Annotated in this window: 19 protein-coding genes; 16 read left to right on the top strand and 3 right to left on the bottom strand. The window is 41.3% G+C overall.

What is annotated here, in order from left to right; all coding sequences use genetic code 11:
- Nucleotides 1-2 precede the first annotated feature (2 nt).
- Nucleotides 3-323 carry a YtpI family protein gene (locus WFH04_RS07655; protein WP_336823474.1) on the bottom strand — a complete coding sequence of 107 codons (321 nt, stop codon included), beginning with the start codon at nucleotides 321-323 and terminating at the stop codon, nucleotides 3-5.
- Nucleotides 324-415: 92 nt separating this feature from the next.
- Between WFH04_RS07655 and WFH04_RS07650 the strand changes: the two genes are divergently transcribed.
- From WFH04_RS07650 to WFH04_RS07615, 8 genes are all read left to right on the top strand, one after another.
- On the top strand, nucleotides 416-1,360 hold the full coding sequence (locus tag WFH04_RS07650; RefSeq protein ID WP_336823473.1) for a DHH family phosphoesterase: 945 nt from the start codon (nucleotides 416-418) through the stop codon (nucleotides 1,358-1,360).
- A 19-nt stretch (nucleotides 1,361-1,379) separates the two neighbouring features.
- Nucleotides 1,380-4,454, top strand: a complete 3,075-nt coding sequence (locus tag WFH04_RS07645; RefSeq protein WP_336823472.1) for a DNA polymerase III subunit alpha — start codon at nucleotides 1,380-1,382, stop codon at nucleotides 4,452-4,454.
- Between the two features lie 395 nt (nucleotides 4,455-4,849).
- Nucleotides 4,850-5,494 carry a FadR/GntR family transcriptional regulator gene (locus WFH04_RS07640; RefSeq protein WP_336823471.1) on the top strand — a complete coding sequence of 215 codons (645 nt, stop codon included), beginning with the start codon at nucleotides 4,850-4,852 and terminating at the stop codon, nucleotides 5,492-5,494.
- The gene (gene accD / locus WFH04_RS07635) at nucleotides 5,495-6,382 is read left to right on the top strand and encodes an acetyl-CoA carboxylase, carboxyltransferase subunit beta (protein WP_336823470.1); all 888 of its coding nucleotides are present in this window, start codon (nucleotides 5,495-5,497) and stop codon (nucleotides 6,380-6,382) included.
- Nucleotides 6,360-7,313 carry an acetyl-CoA carboxylase carboxyltransferase subunit alpha gene (locus WFH04_RS07630; RefSeq protein ID WP_336823469.1) on the top strand — a complete coding sequence of 318 codons (954 nt, stop codon included), beginning with the start codon at nucleotides 6,360-6,362 and terminating at the stop codon, nucleotides 7,311-7,313. Before accD ends, WFH04_RS07630 begins: the two co-directional genes overlap by 23 nt.
- Before the next feature lie 298 nt (nucleotides 7,314-7,611).
- Nucleotides 7,612-8,574 (top strand): 6-phosphofructokinase, encoded by a 963-nt coding sequence (pfkA, locus tag WFH04_RS07625; RefSeq protein WP_336823468.1) that lies wholly within the window; start codon nucleotides 7,612-7,614, stop codon nucleotides 8,572-8,574.
- 65 nt (nucleotides 8,575-8,639) lie between these two features.
- Nucleotides 8,640-10,400 carry a pyruvate kinase gene (gene pyk / locus WFH04_RS07620; protein WP_336823467.1) on the top strand — a complete coding sequence of 587 codons (1,761 nt, stop codon included), beginning with the start codon at nucleotides 8,640-8,642 and terminating at the stop codon, nucleotides 10,398-10,400.
- 108 nt (nucleotides 10,401-10,508) lie between these two features.
- Complete coding sequence (locus tag WFH04_RS07615; protein ID WP_336823466.1) at nucleotides 10,509-10,892, top strand: FxsA family protein; 384 nt, start codon at nucleotides 10,509-10,511, stop codon at nucleotides 10,890-10,892.
- Here the strand turns inward: WFH04_RS07615 and WFH04_RS07610 are convergent.
- Nucleotides 10,882-11,856 carry an AI-2E family transporter gene (locus tag WFH04_RS07610; protein WP_336823465.1) on the bottom strand — a complete coding sequence of 325 codons (975 nt, stop codon included), beginning with the start codon at nucleotides 11,854-11,856 and terminating at the stop codon, nucleotides 10,882-10,884. The two genes, WFH04_RS07615 and WFH04_RS07610, sit on opposite strands and share 11 nt — an antisense overlap.
- A 174-nt stretch (nucleotides 11,857-12,030) precedes the next feature.
- On the opposite strand from WFH04_RS07610, the gene citZ reads away from it, so the two are divergent.
- The 8 genes from citZ to hflC all read left to right on the top strand — a co-directional run bounded on the left by citZ (nucleotide 12,031) and on the right by hflC (nucleotide 20,846).
- Nucleotides 12,031-13,146, top strand: a complete 1,116-nt coding sequence (gene citZ, locus WFH04_RS07605) for a citrate synthase (RefSeq protein WP_336823464.1) — start codon at nucleotides 12,031-12,033, stop codon at nucleotides 13,144-13,146.
- A gap of 114 nt (nucleotides 13,147-13,260) precedes the next feature.
- Nucleotides 13,261-14,520, top strand: a complete 1,260-nt coding sequence (gene icd / locus WFH04_RS07600; RefSeq protein ID WP_336823463.1) for an NADP-dependent isocitrate dehydrogenase — start codon at nucleotides 13,261-13,263, stop codon at nucleotides 14,518-14,520.
- A gap of 107 nt (nucleotides 14,521-14,627) precedes the next feature.
- Nucleotides 14,628-15,566 (top strand): malate dehydrogenase, encoded by a 939-nt coding sequence (mdh, locus tag WFH04_RS07595; RefSeq protein WP_336823462.1) that lies wholly within the window; start codon nucleotides 14,628-14,630, stop codon nucleotides 15,564-15,566.
- Between the two features lie 310 nt (nucleotides 15,567-15,876).
- Nucleotides 15,877-16,350 carry a MaoC/PaaZ C-terminal domain-containing protein gene (locus WFH04_RS07590; protein WP_336823497.1) on the top strand — a complete coding sequence of 158 codons (474 nt, stop codon included), beginning with the start codon at nucleotides 15,877-15,879 and terminating at the stop codon, nucleotides 16,348-16,350.
- A 37-nt stretch (nucleotides 16,351-16,387) separates the two neighbouring features.
- A complete protein-coding gene (locus WFH04_RS07585) occupies nucleotides 16,388-17,092 on the top strand; it encodes a response regulator transcription factor (protein WP_336823496.1) in 705 nt (234 codons plus the stop codon).
- Complete coding sequence (gene pnpS, locus WFH04_RS07580; RefSeq protein WP_336823495.1) at nucleotides 17,092-18,495, top strand: two-component system histidine kinase PnpS; 1,404 nt, start codon at nucleotides 17,092-17,094, stop codon at nucleotides 18,493-18,495. Before WFH04_RS07585 ends, pnpS begins: the two co-directional genes overlap by 1 nt.
- 381 nt (nucleotides 18,496-18,876) lie before the next feature.
- The gene (gene hflK, locus WFH04_RS07575; RefSeq protein WP_336823461.1) at nucleotides 18,877-19,845 is read left to right on the top strand and encodes an FtsH protease activity modulator HflK; all 969 of its coding nucleotides are present in this window, start codon (nucleotides 18,877-18,879) and stop codon (nucleotides 19,843-19,845) included.
- Nucleotides 19,845-20,846 carry a protease modulator HflC gene (gene hflC / locus WFH04_RS07570; protein ID WP_336823460.1) on the top strand — a complete coding sequence of 334 codons (1,002 nt, stop codon included), beginning with the start codon at nucleotides 19,845-19,847 and terminating at the stop codon, nucleotides 20,844-20,846. The genes hflK and hflC overlap by 1 nt, the downstream gene beginning before the upstream one ends.
- A gap of 53 nt (nucleotides 20,847-20,899) precedes the next feature.
- Here hflC and WFH04_RS07565 read toward each other — a convergent pair whose 3' ends face one another.
- The gene (locus WFH04_RS07565) at nucleotides 20,900-21,136 is read right to left on the bottom strand and encodes a YkuS family protein (protein WP_336823494.1); all 237 of its coding nucleotides are present in this window, start codon (nucleotides 21,134-21,136) and stop codon (nucleotides 20,900-20,902) included.
- Between the last annotated feature and the right edge of the window lie 184 nt (nucleotides 21,137-21,320).

Here is a 21,320-nt window from a genome sequence, read left to right as displayed (position 1 = left end):
CATCAGTTTTCATTCAGTCTCGTTTCCTCATCGACAAATTGGTTATAATGCTTCGCAGCTTTCGTATTGAAGATCATAATATAAGCGCCGAAAACGATAAACAGCCCAGCAACTATGTAAGTGGCGATTCCTTGAAACAGAATAAGTTGATTCACTCCGAAGAAAAATAGTAGTCCGCCTAAAAATGCACCAGCTTTGCTTGCAAACATTTTTTTGCGGATCGGGAATACGCTTCTTGTCCTGAATTGGCGTGTTTTAAAATAGAAATAAAAGACGCCGGATGCGACAATAAAGAAGACGAGCAAGAAATTAAGTGTTTTCATACAAAAAGCCTCCATCAAAGAACTGTTTCCATTGTATCGGCTTTTTACATAGAATGCGAATAGAAATCATTATAACCGGAGGAATTGGAAAAATGAAAAGACAAATCATTGACACAATTGAAAAGTACGACAAAATCATCATACATAGGCATGTTCGGCCGGATCCGGATGCTTACGGTTCGCAAGTAGGGCTGAAAGAATTGATTAAAGCGAATTATCCGGACAAGTTGGTATACGCTGCTGGAACGCATGATGAGTTGCTTTCTTATTTGGCGCTGCAGGATGAAATCGGACAGTCGGATTATGCCGGAGCGCTCGTCATTATTACGGATACAGGCAACACGGAACGCATCGATGCGGATCAGCATTATGAAGCGGCAGACTTTATCTTAAAAATCGATCACCATCCAGATGTCGACCAATACGGTGACTTAAGATGGGTCGATACGACAGCAAGTTCCACTTCAGAAATGATTTACGTTCTCTATGAAGAAGGTAAGGCGGAATATGGCTGGAAAATGCCGGTAGAAGCAGCGAGGCTGTTGTTTGCAGGTATCGTTGGAGATACCGGACGATTCATTTTCCCGAGTGCAACGGAAAAGACGTTTGAAATCGCAAGCAAACTGATTAAATATGATTTTGATCGAACGGAATTATTTGCGCGGATGTATGAGTTAGATCGCAATATATTGCATTTGCAAGGTTATATTTACCAAAATTTTGTTATGGATGAAAACGGAGCTGCCTATATTAAAATCGATCAATCCATATTGGAGCAATTCGATGTGACAGCAACGGAGACATCGTCGCTTGTCGGTTCCTTAGGGAATGTGTATGGGATTTGTGCATGGGTCATTTTCATCGAGGAAGATGATCAAATACGAGTTCGTTTCCGTTCAAAAAGACCAGTCATTAACTCGCTTGCTGCCGAGTACGGTGGTGGAGGACATCCTCTTGCATCCGGTGCATCCATATATTCTTGGGATAAAGCGGAAGAAATCATTCAAAAATTGAAAGGCTTATGTGCAGCAAATTAATTGGGCGGAGGGATTTCAATTGGCTCTTGTCTATCCGCAAGTAATTACCGGTGCGGATCTATTGCACGGTATTATTAAATTAGATCAATTAGCCCCGCTTCTGAAAAGGAGGGGGGCTGTAGCAGTTGGTATCGTCAACTCGAAAATGTATGGCGTCCGGTCTTTTTGCAAAGTGATGGAGAAATACGGCATAAAGCCGGTCATTGGCCTGTCGATTGAGCTGTTGATCGATGATGACCGGACTGTATTGCTCTATGCGTATGCAAAAGACGATATCGGTTACAGTAATTTGCTGAAAATTAGCAGTGCTTCTTCTACTCGTGAAACGGAAACATTGCCTTTAAAATGGTTGAAAGCATATAGTGCAGGCTGTATTTTCATCTGTCCGATGACGGATGATTCTTATGAAGGATTACGAAATGTGGATTTGATTCGCCTCCTGACAAACAGTTGTGGCGAAGAATCGCTTTACATCGGAGTCGGTAGGCCGGGCGGTATCCGCCATCATGAGGAGTATGCGATTGTTGAAATGGCTGAAGCAGCTCATTTGACGATTACAGCGATACAGGAATCTCGTTATTTGCATAAAGAGGATGAATTTGCATTCGAAGTCGCCTCGGCAATCCGCCTAGGCTATAAATTAAATGATCCATCTAAGCCACAAACACGTAAAGAAAATGCGTATGTACCGGCCGAAGAGGAATTGAAAGATTGGTTTTCAGATCGTCCGGAATGGCTTTCGAATATGTCTGAGATGCTTTTATCCTGTAATGGGGGCTTGCCGCCTGCTCAATTCATTTTGCCGAAATTTCCTGTAGCCGAAGGTATGACCGCCGAGAAATTATTGAAGAGCAACTGTCAAGCAGGCTTAAAGAGAAGGATTCCATTTATTGATGAAAGATATGAAAAGCGTTTGGAGAAAGAAATTGGCATCATTTGTGAAATGGGATTTGCCGATTATTTTTTAATTGTCGAGGATTTCATCCGATTTGCAAGAGAACAGGGCATTTTAACCGGTCCTGGTCGCGGATCTTCGGCAGGTTCGCTTGTCGCTTATGCACTCCATATAACCGATGTCGATCCAATTCGGTACAACTTGATTTTTGAGCGCTTTTTAAATCCAGGACGCATTACAATGCCGGATATTGACGTAGACTTTGCAGATCACCGAAGGTCAGAAGTGATCGAATATGTCGCCCGAAAATACGGCAAAGGTCATGTCGCTCAAATCATTACTTTTGGAACGCTTTCAACTAAATCGGTAGCACGAAATGTAGCCCGGGTTTTTGATTTTACAAATGAAGAGATGGCTTTCGTATCGAATGCGATCCGTGAAGAACATGCAAGATCGCTTGAAGAGGCAGTTAATAAATCAAAGCCGCTACAGCAATGGATTGCAATTGACCCGATTCGTGAAAAATGGCTGCATGCTGCAAAAGCATTAGAAGGTCTGCCAAGAAATGCTTCCACCCATGCTGCAGGTGTCGTCCTATCGCCAACCCCATTAGTGAACACAGTTCCATTGCAAAACGGGGGGGAAGACATCTATTTGACACAATGGGCGATGGGCGATGTAGAAGAGTCGGGCTTATTGAAAATGGATTTCTTAGGATTGCGGAACCTAACTTTAATGGATCGCATCAAATCAATGATCGAGCATGATAAAGGTGGAACATTCCGTTATGATAATATTCCATTAAATGACGACAAGACGCTTGAGTTATTTAGAGCAGGCGATACGACAGGCATTTTCCAATTCGAATCAGCGGGCATGCGCGACGCTTTACGACTTATAAAACCAGATAAATTTGAAGATGTCTATGCCGCTACAGCTTTGTATCGGCCAGGTCCGATGGAAAACATTCCTCTATATAGTAAAAGAAAAAATGCTCATGAACGTTTCACTTATTTGCATCCAGAATTGGAACCGATTTTAAAGGAAACAGAAGGCATTATCGTCTACCAGGAGCAAATTATGCAAATTGCGGTTCGTATTGCGGGGTTCTCCCTATCTGAAGCTGATTTATTGCGCAGAGCTGTCAGCAAGAAGAAAAGGGAAATTTTGCATGAGGAACGGATTCACTTTGTGCAAAGTGCTGTTCGCCGCAATTTTCCGGAAAAGGTAGCTGCTGATATTTATGATTTGATCGTTAAATTTGCAGATTATGGATTTCCAAAAAGCCATGCGGTTGCGTACTCTTATATTTCTTATCAATTAGCTTATGTGAAAGCGAATGAGCCAGCTTATTTTTATGCTGCGTTGTTATCGACCGCAGCTGGCAATCAAGAGAAAATGATGGAAATGATTCGGGAAGCAAAGGAGAAAGGCATTCAAATTTTGCCTCCTTCCGTCAACAAAAGCAAATATATGCATATCGTTGAAAATGGCCATATCCGTTTAGGTTTGGGCGCTATAAAAGGAATTACGCCAACATTTTACAATGTGCTGAAAGAGGCAAGAAGGATCAGCAAGCCATGGACATCGTTATTTGATTTTGCCGTTGCAATTGGCGGTGATCATTTTACGGAGAAAAATATTATCCCGCTCGTCAAAGCTGGGGCATTGGATGAATTCGGAGAAAGCCGGGCAGTGCTTTTAGCATCGATTGATGCGGCGAGGAATCATGCTTTGTTTGTCCGTCCGGAAGGTGATGATTTATTGCATGAAGTGATTTACTCTGTTGCAAACCCAAAATATTCTCCAGGCGGAACGATGAAAAGATTGACATTGCTTGAAAACGAGCGGGAAGTATTGGGATTTTATTTATCCGAACATCCTGCTGTCGAGATGAAAAGAAGGATGCAGGAACGTTATCTTGCTTTATCTGAAGTTGACAAAATGAACGACCGTACTTTTGTGAAAGTAGTCGGGCTCCTGATTGACATTAAAAGGATTCGAACGAAAAAAGGCGAGGCGATGGCTTTTGTTACGCTTCAAGATGAAACAGGCGAAAAGTCTTGCACCATTTTCCCGAAACAATATGCAGCGAATAATGTTCATTTGCAAGAACTGAATTTAGTAATGATCGAGGGAACAGTTGAAAGAAGAAGGGGACAGCCCCAAATAGTAGTACAGTCAGTGAAGGAAGTATAATTAAAATGAAAACAGTGTTGAAACGAAATGTTGTTTCAACACTGTTTTTTAATTTGGTTCTTAAACAGGAATATTTGCGCTCAATTGGAGTCGATATGCATGCAGCAATTGTATTTCTGCATATATCCCATGCGTCCCTGTCCGGAAATTTTGGCAAAAGGTGAGTGTTCGTGCGCTCCTATATTGACTTATGCGCTTATAGTTCGATATGCAGCTTTGAGCGATTGCATTGCATTCCTAAACATTGAAAAATCATCCTTTTGGTATATAAACATTCACTCTTTTTTTCCTAACTTCCTAAAAATACTTTACGTTTGCGCCTATTTTCTGTATGCTTAAAGACATGAGTGGTCTGACCACTTTCTACGATGAAGATTATCCAAAGGGGTTCTCGAATGCAAAATCCAAATCCACCATCAAAAATGTTTATTGATATTGTTAGCGAGCTGCGGTTGATGATTAAAACAGAAGGCGTAAAAATAGGAGATAAATTGCCTTCTGAACGAGTGTTAGCCGAAAAGTTGCAAGTTGGCAGATCTACTGTGCGTGAAGCTTTGAGAAGCCTTGAATTATTAGGCCTAATTGAAACGAGGCGCGGAGAAGGAACGTTTTTAGCTGATTTCAAAAAACATCAGCTCGTTGAAGTGCTATCCGATTTTGTCATGCAACAGCCGAATTCGGCAACCGATGTGGATAATACGAGGAGCATTCATGAGCGAGCAGCAATCCAAACCATTTGCGGTGATCCTGCTAAACATGCATTGCCTGTTTGGGAAAGCTTATATGCCAATTTGGAAGAGAGTGGTTCAGTGTTGCGTGAAGACATCATTCGGGAAATGATCGTTGCAGCGAACAACAGACTATCTTTGAAAATTTGGTTCATATTAAGACAATATAGCAAAATTCCTTTTTCGCAGATGACAGATGAAGGAGAAAAGCCGATTGTTGCCGAATTGTTACTAGGCATTATTCAAGGCGATGAGAATAAAGCACTATCGGCATATAGTCAATGGATTGATGAAATCGAAGGGGGAAAATGAATGCTACGCGATTTATTTGCAAAAAATAAAAAGAAACAAGCGATCACAATACCATCTTCGGATGCTAAACATGATGTACCAGAAGGGATTATGACGAAATGTCCCGAATGTAAACAAATTATATTAACAAAGGATTTAATGAAAACTGCAAAGGTTTGCCCGAAATGTGATTTCCATTTTAAAATGACAGCTCAAGAACGGGTGGAGTGCTTGTTCGATGAAGGCACTTTCCAATCGATGGACGATCATTTAAAAACGGAAAACCCGCTGTCATTTCCTTCCTATACAGAAAAAGTGGAAGCCGATGCAAAAAAGACAGGATTGAATGAGGCAGTATTGACTGGCGTAGGAAAGATAGATGGCCATGAAGCAGCAGTTGCGATAATGGATTCCCATTTCCGGATGGGTTCGATGGGATCTGTCGTCGGTGAAAAGATTACGAGGGCTGTTGAGAAGGCAACGGAATTACGTATTCCTATATTGATTTTCTCAGCGAGCGGCGGCGCCCGCATGCAAGAAGGGGTATTATCACTCATGCAAATGGCAAAGACAAGCGTTGCGCTAAAACGGCATGCGGATGAAGGATTGCTGTTCATTTCTATTATGACATATCCGACAACAGGTGGTGTGTCGGCAAGTTTCGCTTCTGTTGGGGATATTAATATCGCTGAGCCGAAAGCGCTGATCGGGTTTGCAGGACGGCGTGTCATTGAACAAACAGTTAGGGAAAAATTGCCAGATAACTTCCAAACGGCGGAATTCCTTTTGGAACATGGTCAAGTAGATGCAGTCATTCATAGATGTGATCTAAAAGAAAGCATCGGAAAATTGATCGGTCTCCATCAAGTGAAGGAGGAAGTAAAGCATGAGCAAAACATTGTCGTTTGAAGAACCGATCGTTAAACTGCGAGAAAAGATCGAGGAATTAGAAGAGTTCACATCGACAAATGAAGTGGATCTTTCAGATGAAATCGAAAAATTGAAAACCCGGCTTAGTAATTTAGAAATAGAAATATATGGCAATATGGAACCGTGGGATCGCGTACAAGTTGCAAGGCATCCACAGCGTCCGACAACATTAGATTATATCGCGGAGTTGTTTGAAGACTTTATTGAACTGCATGGGGATCGCAATTTTGGGGATGACGCAGCAATTGTAGGAGGACTTGGCCGTTTCGATGGCATGCCGATTACAGTCATCGGCCATCAACGCGGAAAAGATACGAAGGAAAATGTTAAGCGTAATTTCGGAATGCCGCATCCTGAAGGGTATCGAAAAGCACTACGCCTTATGAAACAGGCGGAAAAATTCGGGCGTCCGGTCATTTGTTTTATTGATACGAAAGGGGCTTACCCTGGAAAAGCTGCGGAAGAACGTGGTCAAAGTGAAGCAATTGCAAGAAACTTAGTCGAAATGGCGGGCTTAACGGTTCCGATCATTTCAATTGTGATCGGAGAGGGAGGGAGCGGTGGTGCGCTGGCACTTGGCGTAGCCAACCGGATTCATATGCTGGAGCATTCCACATATTCCGTCATTTCGCCTGAAGGGGCTGCATCCATTCTATGGAAGGACGCAAGCTTATCTAAGCAGGCAGCCGAAGCAATGAAAATTACAGCGCCGCATTTAAAGGAAATGGGTATTATAGATGAGATTATTCCAGAGGTATTGGGAGGCGCGCATCGTGATGTTCAAAAACAAGCTGATGCAATTAGGGAAGTTCTAAAAACATCATTACATTCCCTTTGTTCCATGAGTGGGTCGGAATTGATCGAAGACCGATATGAAAAATTCCGCCGAATTGGTGAGTTTACTGAATAAAATTGAAAAGCAATACGCTTGAAAATCGTTGGAATAGGCGACACTCCGTAATAGCGTTAGGCAATGGCTGCATTTTAAATGCAAGACCTTTTGCATGACAGCGGGCGGGTGGCTTTCCGTTTCAACGATTTTTCTTGTTTTAGCCTTAGTCTAAAACAGTTTTTTTATTAAGAATATGTCTCCTTACTTCTATAAGAATGCAATGAATGATAGAATATAGGCAATTCGACTGTTTAGGAAATGATACATATGTCTAAAAAGCTATAATGTAACTGCATATATGAAAGGAGTGTGCCAAATGCGAAAAATTGCTGTGCTAACAAGCGGTGGTGATGCACCAGGCATGAATGCAGCTGTCCGGGCAGTCGTACGGAAAGCGATTTATGAAAATCTTGAAATAGCCGGGATTTTCAATGGCTACCAAGGCTTAATCGATGGGAAAATTGAATTGCTTCAATTAGGCTCCGTCGGCGACATCATTCATCGCGGAGGTACGATGCTCCGTTCAGCAAGGTCTTCGGAGTTTATGACTCCTGAAGGAAGGGAAAAAGCTGTTGATCAATTGAAGCTGAATGGCATTGAGGGAATTGTCGTCATCGGTGGGGATGGATCGTTTAGAGGTGCATATGAATTGATGAAGATGGGAATTCCATGTGCATGTGTGCCAGCTACAATTGACAATGATATTAATGGCACTGAATTTACAATCGGCTTTGATTCTGCATTGAATACTGTTATCGATGCAATCGATAAAATTAGAGATACAGCGACTTCCCATGAAAGGACTTTCATTATTGAAGTGATGGGACGAGATGCCGGGGATTTGGCGCTTTGGTCAGGTCTTGCAGGTGGAGCGGAAACGATTTTAATTCCAGAAGAGGATTATGATATTCATGAAGTCGTTGAACGGTTGAAAAGCGGAACGGGCCGCGGCAAAAAGCATAGTATTATTATCGTTGCAGAAGGCGTTATGTCTGGGGGCGAACTAGCAAAAATGCTGATGGAAACAGCGAATATAGAGACACGTGTTTCTGTCTTGGGACATATTCAACGCGGCGGCTCCCCTTCTGCAAGAGATCGGGTCATTGCAAGCCAATATGGTGCAAGAGCGGTTGAAGTGTTAAAAGAAGGTAGAGGAGGAGTTGCCATTGGTATGCAAAAACATATGGTGGTAGACTATCCTTTGGAAGAGGTATTTGTAAAAAGGGATCATTCCGTGGACAGAGAGCTTTATAAATTGTCCAAGGAATTATCGATATAATAATCTTAGTGAGACATGCAAAAATTTACGCTGAAGCGTATGGATACTGGAAAGGGCGTTATTGAATGAGAAAGACTAAAATCGTATGTACAATCGGACCTGCAAGTGAATCACCTGAAGTATTGGAACAATTAATGGAGGCGGGTATGAATGTCGCACGTCTCAACTTTTCCCACGGTTCCCATGAGGAGCATAGGGCGCGGATTAAAGCGATTCGTGAAGCATCGAAACGGACAGGAAAAGTGGTAGGCATACTGTTGGATACAAAAGGTCCGGAAATCCGAACGCATTCCATGAAAAACGGGCAAGTCGAATTGATTACTGGAAAAGAAATCGATATTTCCATGCAGGAAGTCGAAGGGGACGAGCATGTATTTTCCGTAACCTATTCAAAATTGATTGAGGATGTAGACAAGGGTTCCGTCATATTATTGGATGACGGGCTTATCCAGTTGGAAGTGACTGGAAAAGATGAAGAGAAGGGTCTCATTCATACGATAGTCGTCAATTCAGGCGTCTTAAAAAATAAAAAAGGCGTCAATGTGCCAGGAGTTTCAGTCCAACTGCCTGGGATTACAGAAAAGGATAAAGAAGATATATTATTTGGCATTGAAGAAGAAGTAGACTTTATAGCTGCATCATTTGTACGCCGTGCCTCTGATGTTATGGAAATTCGGGAACTATTGGAGAAAAATAATTGCCGTCAAATTCATATCATTCCAAAAATCGAGAATCGTGAAGGCGTCGACAATTTAGATGAAATATTGAACGTCTCAGACGGTTTGATGGTTGCACGGGGTGATCTTGGCGTGGAGATCCCTGCGGAAGAAGTACCATTAGTTCAAAAGCAGATGATTGAAAAATGTAATCAAGTAGGCAAGCCGGTTATTACGGCAACACAGATGTTGGATTCCATGCAAAGAAATCCGCGCCCAACGCGAGCAGAGGCAAGTGATGTCGCCAATGCGATCTTAGATGGCTCGGACGCTATAATGCTTTCTGGTGAAACGGCTGCGGGATTATACCCGGTCGAATCAGTAAGAACGATGGACCGTATTGCTCTAGCCACTGAAGGAGCTGTCGATTATCGTTCGGTCGTTTCAACACGCCGCCGTGAAAAACATGGCAATATGACGGAAGCAATTGGACAGGCTGCCGCCTACACTGCAATTAACTTAAAAGTGAAAGCAGTATTAGCACCTACTGAAAGCGGCCATACTGCGAAAATGATTGCTAAATATCGCCCGGGCTGCCCAATTATCGCGATTACGTCTTCGGAAGTTTGTTCTCGAAAACTAAGCCTCGTTTGGGGGATTTATCCAATCTTAGGCGAACGTGTTTCATCGATCGATGAAATTTTGCAAGAATCAGTCGAAGAGAGTGTCAAGCACCAATACGTGACACATGGTGATGTCGTTATTATTACTGCTGGAGTTCCTGTCGGAGAAGCAGGTACGACAAACTTGATGAAAATCCACGTTATTGGCGACATGTTAGCGCGTGGGCAAGGAATTGGGAAAACTGTTTCTTATGGAAGAGCAGTAATCGTACCGAATCCACAAAATATTGACCCTTCCGCTGCAGAAGGAAACATTATCGTTACGAAAGCATCCGACCGGGATATGATGCCGGCAATTGAAAGATGTGCCGGATTAATTACCGAAGAAGGCGGATTGACTAGCCATGCAGCTGTCGTCGGCTTAAGCTTAGGAATCCCTGTCATTGTCGGTGTTGAAAACGCCACAAAAGTCATTAGCAATGGGGCAGAAATAACGATGGATGCTGAATCGGGCGTTATTTATAATGGACATGCAAGTGTGTTGTAATTGTTTTATAATTTGTACAAAGCGGGTATATTTATCCGCAAAGGAATCGATTAAATAAAGCAAAGGCCGCCGGGAAAATGGCGGCCTTTTGCAGATGGAGTTGACATTATGAAATGGCTAATATTTGCTTTTGTCGTTGTGCCATTAGTCGAGTTGGCGGTACTTTTATATGTTGGCAGCAAAATTGGCGTTTTATGGACAATTTTGCTTATTTTATTTACTGGAGCAGGCGGTGCATATTTTGCGAAAAGACAAGGCTTGAAAGCTTGGAATGACTTTCGGAAAAGAATTGCCTCCATGGAAACGCCGGGCAATGCAGCGATAGACAGCCTATGTATTTTCATCGGTGGTGTATTATTGATCTTTCCTGGGTTCCTGACGGATATAGTGGGCTTATTATTATTGCTGAAATGGCCAAGAAAGCTTATTCGGCCATTCATCGTAAGGCGCATCTACAAAATGATGAAAAATGGCCAAATTATTATCCGTTAAAAATCGGGTGCTGTTTCACTTTCAGTGCGGCGAACAGCAAAAAAGGCGTAAGTAAAATTCCAAGCAGCCCGAAAATGTAAAAGGAGCATACTGTAATGAAGAATGCATGGATCGGTTTTAATTTAAATGTTGAGGCCCACATATAAGATTCAGCTAATTGCCGAGAGATTAAGACGAACACATAAAGCAAAATTAAAGCAATTCCAATCGATAATTGTTTCGTGTACAAGAAAAAAATCGCCATTGGAATGATGAAAATACCTATTCCTAAGAATGGCAAACTATCAACGATGGACACTAAAAAAGCGCTTCCGATCGGTGCTTCAAATTGAAGGGCAGAAAAACCTAAACATAATATGATGAAGGTAAGCAAAAATAGTCTTGCTTCTACGAATAAGAACGTGCCGAATAATTCCCCTGATCTCATGAAAATCCTTTTCGCAGACTTTCGCATGCTGTTAGGAAAATAAACTAAAAACCAAAATTTGTTTTTGCCCGATTCTCTTAACGCAAAAAAATAGGCAACAAGGAAAATGAACAGGCTAAATATTTGTTGAAACAGCGTTGTTGTAAACGTAATTCCATAATCAATTAGCGCATGTCCATATTCAATCACTTTTTGTTCTAAAAAGGAGAATACTTTACCAGCTATGTCAGTGCTGCCCGTTAATGGCGAAAGATGTTTTTCTACGATTGGGACCGCATCCATTAAACCGTGCAATGCAATGAAAGAAAAAGCTGTAACGATAAATAGGATGGAAGCCATGACAAACAAGGTTGCAATTGTCAAAGGCAATTTAATCATTAGCCGGATCGCTGATAATATCGGTGAAGTGAAGTAAGCGACAAGAATTGCGATGCCGATAGGAGGGACTGCGAAAAGCAAAATTCCAGCAAGAACAGCGGGAATCCATTGTAGAAATGGGGCAGCAAAAGTTCTTAGTTTTTCGTGATTTTTCAGCATATTTCCGTCCTTCCAGCATTTTTTCATTACCAAAAACAAGCGTTTCCATTCACAAAACTGTTACATTTGATTATAATGGTCATGTAAGCGTTTAAGTGAAGGTAAAAGAACAGTAGATTTGCCATATGTCTCTCATGCAGAGCATAGGCAAAATTGAGCAAAGGAGCGATTCATATGACAGCAACAAAAGGATTGGAAGGGATCGTAGCGACACAATCCGCCATCAGTTCAATTATTGATGACACACTTACATACGTCGGATATGATATTGATGATCTTGCGGAAAATGCAAGTTTTGAGGAAGTTGTTTATCTGCTATGGCATCAGCGTTTGCCGAAAGAGGACGAGCTTTCAGAGCTAAAACAGCAACTTGCAGACAATATGGCTGTTCCTCAAGAAGTTTTAGATCATTTCAAAACATACCCAATCGCAGATGTACATCCTATGGCTGCATTGCGTACAGCAGTTTCCCTCTTAGGATTATACGATGATCAAGCTGAAGATATGTCTGATGAAGCAAACTACAACAAAGCGATTAAGCTGCAAGCGAAAATTGCTACAATTGTCACTGCTTTTTCCCGTATCCGTAAAGGACAAGAACCTGTTGCTCCGAAAAAAGAGCTTGGCTACGCAGCGAATTTCCTTTATATGTTAAATGGCGAAGAGCCGGAAGATATTGCAATAGAAGCGTTCAACAAGGCACTAGTGCTGCATGCAGACCATGAATTGAATGCATCTACTTTCACTGCACGTGTTTGTGTTGCGACACTATCCGATATGTATTCCGGAATTACTGCTGCAATCGGTGCCCTGAAAGGACCTCTCCATGGCGGCGCTAATGAGCAAGTAATGAAAATGCTTACTGAAATCGGCTCAGAAGACAAAGTGGAAGATTATATCCGCGAAAAATTAAACAATAAAGAAAAAATCATGGGGTTCGGACATCGCGTATACCGCAAAGGTGACCCTCGTGCAAAACACCTTCGCGAAATGTCTAAAAAATTGACTTCACTCCGCGGAGAAGAGAAATGGTATAATATGTCCGAGAAGATCGAATCAATCGTTACTGGCGAGAAGAAATTGCCGCCAAACGTTGATTTCTATTCGGCTTCGGTATATCATTCACTTGGGATCGATCATGATTTATTCACACCTATTTTTGCAGTATCCCGCTGTTCAGGCTGGACGGCTCATATTTTGGAGCAATACTCCAACAATCGATTGATTCGTCCACGCGCAGAATATGTTGGTCCAGATATGCAAAAATATGTGCCAATCAATGAACGATAATTTGTAAGGTTATTCAAAAGACATTCTGTCGATTTGAATGAGTTTACAAGGAAATACTTCGGGGCGGTATCCTCAGTATACCGGCCCTCTCATTTTGAAATGGAGGAATAGAAAATGGCAAAAATCACAGTAAATAACGGCGTTCTTAATGTGCCGGATCACGCAACGATTCCATTCATCATCGGGGACGGAACTGGCCCGGACATTTGGCATGCAGCATCCCGCGTAATGGAAGCGGCTGTTGAAAAAGCTTATGATGGCAAGAAAAAAATTGAGTGGAAAGAAGTTCTTGCTGGAGAAAAAGCATTCAACGAAACTGGCGAATGGCTTCCACAAGAAACGCTTGATACGATCGAAGAATATTTGATTGCAATTAAAGGACCTTTGACAACTCCAATCGGTGGTGGATTCCGTTCATTGAACGTTGCACTTCGCCAAGAGTTGGACCTTTACACTTGCCTGCGTCCTGTACGTTATTTCGAAGGTGTTCCTTCTCCTGTTAAACGTCCAGAAGACTGCGATATGGTCATCTTCCGTGAGAACACAGAAGATATCTATGCAGGTATTGAATACAAAGAAGGCTCCGATGAAGTAAAGAAATTGATCTCATTCCTTCAAAATGAAATGGGTGTTAACAAAATCCGCTTCCCTGAAACATCAGGTATTGGTATTAAACCAGTTTCTGAGGAAGGTACAAAACGCCTTGTTCGCGGTGCGCTTAACTATGCACTTAAAGAAGGCCGTAAATCATTAACGCTTGTACACAAAGGAAACATCATGAAGTTTACAGAAGGTGCATTCAAAAACTGGGGCTACGAAGTTGCTGAGCAAGAGTTTGGCGATAAAGTGTTCACTTGGAACCATTACGATCAAATTAAAGAAGCTGAAGGTACAGACGCTGCGAACAAAGCACAAGCTGACGCAGAAGCTGCGGGCAAAATCATCGTAAAAGATGCGATTGCTGATATCTTCCTTCAACAAATCTTAACTCGTCCAAATGAGTTCGATGTTGTTGCAACGATGAACTTAAACGGCGACTATATTTCTGATGCACTTGCTGCACAAGTTGGCGGTATCGGTATCGCACCTGGCGCGAACATCAACTACGTTACAGGACATGCTATTTTCGAAGCAACTCACGGTACTGCTCCAAAATATGCTGGTCTTGACAAAGTGAACCCATGTTCAGTATTGCTTTCAGGTGTTATGATGCTTGAGCATATGGGATGGAACGAAGCAGCGGACATGATCACAGCTTCTATCGAAAAGACAATTGCGTCTAAAGTTGTTACTTACGACTTCGCACGTCTAATGGATGGCGCGAAAGAAGTTAAAACATCTGAATTCGCGGATGAATTGATTAAAAATCTGTAAATCGTTAAAGTTATAGACATGCTGCGCTTTTAATCGGCTGTCTGATCAGTAAGGGGGAGCAAGTCTCCCCCTTTATACATATCGAATCAAAAAAGGAGAGTTTTGCCATGACAATGAAACGTAAAAAAGTCTCAGTAATTGGTTCTGGATTTACAGGAGCAACAACTGCATTTCTGCTTGCACAAAAAGAGCTATGCGACGTTGTATTAGTTGATATTCCACAAATGGAAAATCCGACAAAAGGAAAAGCGTTAGACATGCTTGAAGCAGGTCCTGTCCAAGGTTTCGATGCGAATATTATCGGCACTTCGGACTATGCAGAAACGAAAGACTCTGACATCGTCATCATTACAGCTGGAATTGCCCGCAAACCGGGAATGAGCCGAGATGACCTTGTTCAAACGAATCAAAAAGTCATGAAAGCTGTAACAAGCGAAATTGTAAAGCATTCTCCAAACACAACAATTATTGTGTTGACGAACCCAGTCGATGCAATGACATATACAGTATACAAAGAATCTAACTTCCCGAAAGAACGTGTTATCGGTCAATCGGGAGTATTGGATACAGCCCGTTTCCGCACATTCGTTTCACAAGAATTGAATCTATCCGTCAAAGACGTTACTGGATTTGTTCTTGGGGGACATGGAGACGATATGGTACCGCTTGTTCGGTATTCGACAGCTGGCGGGGTGCCTCTTGAAAAATTGATACCTGCTGAACGACTCGAAGAAATCGTAGAACGCACTCGAAAAGGTGGCGCCGAAATCGTTAATTTGCTTGGAAATGGTTCAGCGTATTATGCACCTGCCGCGTCGCTTGTTGAAATGGCAGAAGCGATTCTGAAAGACCAAAAACGAGTATTGCCTTCCATTGCTTATCTCGAGGGCGAATATGGAATGGAAGGCATTTATCTTGGTGTTCCAACTGTGCTTGGAGCAGGCGGTATCGAGAAAATTATAGAACTTGAATTGACGGATGATGAAAAAGCAGCACTATCGAAATCCGCGGATTCTGTGAAAGCCGTCATGAAGGTTCTAACATAATAATTGGAAAACCGGGAAGCCGTTTTGGCTTTCCGGTTTTTTAGTGATTTGTAGATGTTATGCGCTAATTAACCGCATTCATGAGTTTTTGCGACGATTTCTACGTTTAAGTTAGTGGTTTAAGTGTGTAAACGAAAATTTTTGAGTACTTGGCGTGTGTTATATGTAATGAATCGTCTATATGAGCAGTTCAGCATTTCTTAAACAGAGATGTGGAGTAGTGACGCCATTGCTTGCACTTTTCGGAACTTTATTGATACACTTTGAGTATCAACATTCTATTTTAGGAGTTAAGGGGGAGTAGTTTTTGATATTAGGGAAAAAAAGGCGGGTCGGCCGAAAGATTGACGAAATTGCTGTCGGTGAAAAGCTGAAGCTGACGGAGAAGATCGAGGATAAGGATTTACTGTTATACCTCGGATTGACGAATGACGCCAACCCATTATATATTCAGCATGATTATGCATCGCAGACACCATTTGAAAAGCCGATCGTTCCTACGATTATGTTGACGGGCATTATTACTTCTGCCATATCAAAATACTTACCTGGTCCCGGTTCACATATCGTAAAGCAAAATTTAAATTTTCCAGAGATCGTTTACCATTATGAAACAATTGAGTTTTTATTTGAAGTGATGCAAGTAGAAGTGGAAAAAAATATGATAACAGTTTCTGTGAATGCGAAAAACGAGGATGGTAAAGCTGTCATTGAAGGCACTGTTACAATTTTGCCGCCAGTAGTCGAAGAGAACTTGACATCTCGTGCATTGGATAATTTTTGATCATCATATTAGATAGAGAGCAAGGGAGATGGAGAAAATCGGTAGCAAAATCTTGATTGTGGACGATGAGCAGCCTATTTTGACGTTGCTTGAATACAACTTGAAGCAGTCCAACTTTGAGACAGTTAAAGCGTCCGATGGTGAAGAGGCCATATTGATGGTAGAAAATGAAAATCCGGATTTGATATTATTGGATTTGATGTTGCCCAAAATGGACGGTATTGAAGTATGTAAATATTTAAGGCAGCGGTCCATTAATACACCGATCATAATGCTTACTGCTAAAGGTGAAGAACCCGATAGAATTTTGGGTCTTGAGATTGGCGCTGACGATTATATGACGAAACCATTTAGCCCAAGAGAAGTCGTAGCGCGCGTAAAAGCTGTTCTGCGGCGCACGACCGACCGGACAGGCATTGATGAGGAAGAGAGTCAAGTATTGCGTTCAAGAGAGTTATCAGTTCATCCTGATCGATATGAGGTCTATTTAAATGGAAATGCGTTGGATTTTACTCCTAAAGAGTTTGAGTTGCTCGTGTATTTTATGCAAAATAAAAATCGTGTATTGTCGCGCGATCAATTATTAAGTGCAGTATGGAATTATGACTTTGCAGGCGATACAAGGATTGTAGATGTCCATGTGAGCCATTTGCGTGACAAAATAGAAGAAAATACGAAGAAACCCGTATTCATAAAGACAGTAAGAGGCATCGGCTATAAATTCGAGGAGCAGAAAAGTTGATGAGAGGATTTTACTCGCGATTATTCATTGCATTTGCTGTTTTGCTATTCATTTTGTTAACTGGTCTTGGCGTTGTCCTTGGCCAGTTTTTCCATATAGTAGACATAAAAGCTGACGCGATTGTTCAGAGAAAGTATTCGCAATATTTATTTGTTCTTATAGTTGTCACTTATATTATTTCATTATTTTTCGCGGCACGGATCATTAAACATTTTACTAAGCCAATTGACTCGGTTGCAGAAACGGCAGAAAAAATTGCATCCGGTGATTATTTAGCTAGAACACCATTAGTACAGGATGCTCAGCAGGATAGATTAGCGCTGTCCATTAATCAAATAGCGAGAAACTTGCATGAAATGTCCATCATGCGTGGTATGGAAAAAGAGCGTTTGAAAACTTTGATTGAAAGTATGGGAAGCGGGCTGCTTATGTTCGGCAGAGAAGGCTCGGTCAACTTATTGAACGGTGTATTTGAAAACACTTTCGGCTATACAAAAGACGAATTGATCGGGAAGCCATTTAAAGACATCGGTCTGCCGACTAATATTGAGAAGATAATTGAAGATGTTTTTTTAACCGAAGAAGCTCAAGAAAAGCAAGTTAAACATGGTCAAACATTTTTAAGTGTCTATGGTGCCCCAGTTATCGGAAAACATGGAAATTGGCTAGGGATTATTGTCGTTTTGCATGATATAACGGAGCTCATACGATTAGAGGAAGTGAGAAAGGATTTTGTCGCAAATGTGTCTCATGAATTGAGAACGCCAATTACATCGATAAAAGGGTTTACTGAAACGTTATTGGATGGTGCGATGGCTGAGCAAAATGTATTAAAGGAATTTCTTGAAATTATACAAAAGGAAAGCAATAGGCTTCAGCTGTTAGTCGATGATCTTCTTGAGTTATCTGGCATTGAAAGAGAAGGATTCGATTTGCACATCTCAAAGGTCACAGTTGCCGAGGTTATTCAAGATGCCATCAATATCGTTTCGGGTAAGTTGATTCGAAAAGATATGTCGATTGAAATGAATGATTTTTCACAAATTACATTTGAAGTCGACCGGGACCGTCTTATTCAAGTTATGGTCAATTTATTGTCCAATGCGATTAACTACTCAAAAGAACATACAACGATTCGAATAAACATAACTGAATCCGATCGGGAAGTTATCATTGAAGTGAAGGATGAAGGAATTGGAATTAAACAAGATGAATTGCCTCGTCTATTTGAACGTTTTTATCGAGTGGACCGAGCGAGAAGTAGGGAATCCGGCGGCACCGGTTTAGGCCTCGCAATTGTGAAACACCTTATTGAAGCGCATGGGGGACATGTAGCTGTAGAAAGTGAGATTGGCGTTGGCACATCATTTTTTATAGTATTGCCTAAGGGATCTGAAAAATAATTTTACAGAAAACAAAGGAAGCATTATAAACTGAAAAAGGAGCGAATTCTATTCGATATTGAATAGAATATGCTTCTTTTTTACTGACGAAGAAGGCGTCGTGTTCATTAATTGGTAGTATTAGGAGGTGCTACTACTGCGAGGAAGCAAAATTTTATAGAAGGATATCAAAGTATTGGGAGCATATCCGAGGAGCTTGAAGCCGAGCTTTGAGAAAAGAATTAACGATCTGCAAACAAATTGTTCGTGTTATGTACTGTTTTTCAGTGCCTCTTGAATAAGCAAATCATTTTTTTAAAGATTTAGTCGATAGTTTTTTTGAAACTTCTCGAGCATACGTCCGTAAATACGGTAGATACATAGAAGAAGGGGGATAAACATATGAGTGCAAAAAGAGCAATTGTAGCTATCGGAATGGTAGTTGCTGGCATTATTCTATTAGTCTGTGCTTTTACGACTTGGTATACAGTTGACGAATCTGAGCAGGCAGTCATTATTACATTCGGAAATGCCGATACGACTGTAACGGAGTCCGGTCTGCATTTCAAATTGCCTTGGCCGTTTCAAAACGTTGAAAAGCTTTCTAAAGAGACATTTAGTCTTCAGTTTGGTTATAAACAAAATCCTGATGGAGAGCTTGTCTCTTATGATAAAGAAACAAAAATGATTACTGGAGACGAATATATTGTGTTAGCAGATTTGATTGTCCAATGGAAAATTACAGATCCGCAAAAATATTTATTTAATGCGCAGGATCCTCAAGAAATCCTTCATGATGCGACTTCAGCTTCAATTCGCTCCATTATCGGAAGTTCCACGATCGACTCCGCATTGACAGATGGAAAAGCAGAAATTGAGGGAAAAACGCGGGATTTGCTTACGACTTTAATGAATTCGTATGATATCGGGATCTCGGTGCAAGGCGTTAAACTTCAAGATGTCGAGCTGCCGAATGCAGATGTTCGTGCTGCCTTTACAGCTGTGACGGACGCAAGAGAGACGAAGAATACGAAAATCAATGAAGCGAAAAAATATGAAAATCAGCGCGTGAACGAAGCGAAAGGTGAACGGGATGCGATTAAGTCGCGAGCAATCGGTCAAAAGACTGCCCGCATAGAGCAAGCAAAAGGGGATGTTGCTCTATTCAATGATCTCCATGCTGAATATGCGAAAAACAAATCAATTACCCGTCAACGCTTAATCATTGAAACGTTGGAGCAAGTTTTGCCTAAAGCGAAAATTTATATTATGAACGATAATGGGGAAACTTTGAAATACTTGCCCCTTCAAGAAATATCAAGACAAACACCGCCGCCGGCTGAGCAAAAATCGGAAGGGGGAGAAAACTGATGGCGAATGATAATAATCCGTTCAAAAGCATTGAGGAAAAATTCCTTGAAAAGCAAAGGGCGAAACAAAACCAAAAGAAGAATGCTGAAAAAGTAATCACTCCTAAAAAGCCTTTCAATATGAAAAAATATGTAAGATCAGCGTTAGTATTAACTGCGATTTTCGCAATTGCTGTCGTACTGCTTGCGAATGTCTTCATCGTAAAAGAAGATGAATACCGGATCGTCCGGCAATTTGGTGAAATTACACGAATCGTGAAAGAACCTGGCTTAAATATGAAAGTGCCGTTTATCCAAACGGTTTCCACATTGCCGAAAAATCAAATGACGTCCAACATATCAGAGGCGGAAATTACGACGAAAGACAAAAAGCGAATCATCGTCGATAACTATGCAGTTTGGAAAATTAATAACCCTGGTGAAATGATCTCAAACGCCAAAAATATTATTAATGCCGAAGCTCGGATGGAAGAGTTTATTTACTCGGTTATCCGAAATGAAATGGGGAAATTGAATTATGTTGATGTCGTAAATGACGAAAGTTCTTCCCGCGGCAACTTGAACGATGTTGTAACAGAAAAAGTGAATGGATTCCTTCAAGAAGGAAACTTCGGTATTGAAGTGATTGACGTGCGTATGAAACGCATCGACCTTCCAGAAGAGAATGAACATTCCATTTATACGCGAATGATTTCAGAACGTGAATCAACTGCACAAGCATATTTATCGGAAGGGGATGCCGAGAAGCAGCGAATTGAAGCTGAAACGGACCGTGAAGTGCAAGAAATGCTAGCGACTGCTAAAAAAGAAGCTGCGCTCATTCATGCAGAAGGAGAGTCTGAAGCGGCGAAAATATACAATAATGCTTTTTCGAAAGACCCTGAGTTTTACAATTTATATCGTACGCTGCAATCCTATTCAAAAACAATTGGGGAAGACACGATGATCATCTTGCCAGCAGATTCTCCATACGCAAAAATTCTAACGGGCTATTTTGAGTAAACAGAAAAAGGCAGAACCTATGGCTGTAGAATTGCCATAGGTTCTGTTTGTATTTATTGCAAAAGATTTACTTTCTTTTCAACGGCTTCAACGGCATCTTCAACTGACATGCCTTTCATAGAAACGACAGGGAAATCGAACTCATGAGTATTTCCCTCATTGATGGAACGGACGACTCCGATGTCGTATCCGGAAACCTGTTCGTCTGAATGAAACATTTTTACTTCATAACCTTTTGCACTTAGCGCTGCCATAACGTCTTCATAAGGCTGTTCCACAGCAATCTTCACCAATATACTTTTCCTCCTTTCGTAAAGTAATTGAAAGTTCTATCTTACAGTTCCCCCTATGATAAAAATTATGAACGCCTGAAAATATACTCGAACAAATGTATCGTACTTTTTTATTTATGATCGCCAACATGGTAAGATAAACTAAGATCAACATTTGAAAAATGGTTTTTAAAGCCTTGTA

It is taken from the genome of Sporosarcina sp. USHLN248, assembly GCF_037144575.1.
GTDB classification, from domain to species: Bacteria; Bacillota; Bacilli; order Bacillales_A; family Planococcaceae; genus Sporosarcina; species Sporosarcina contaminans.
This window is presented reverse-complemented; position numbering and strand designations above follow the sequence as displayed.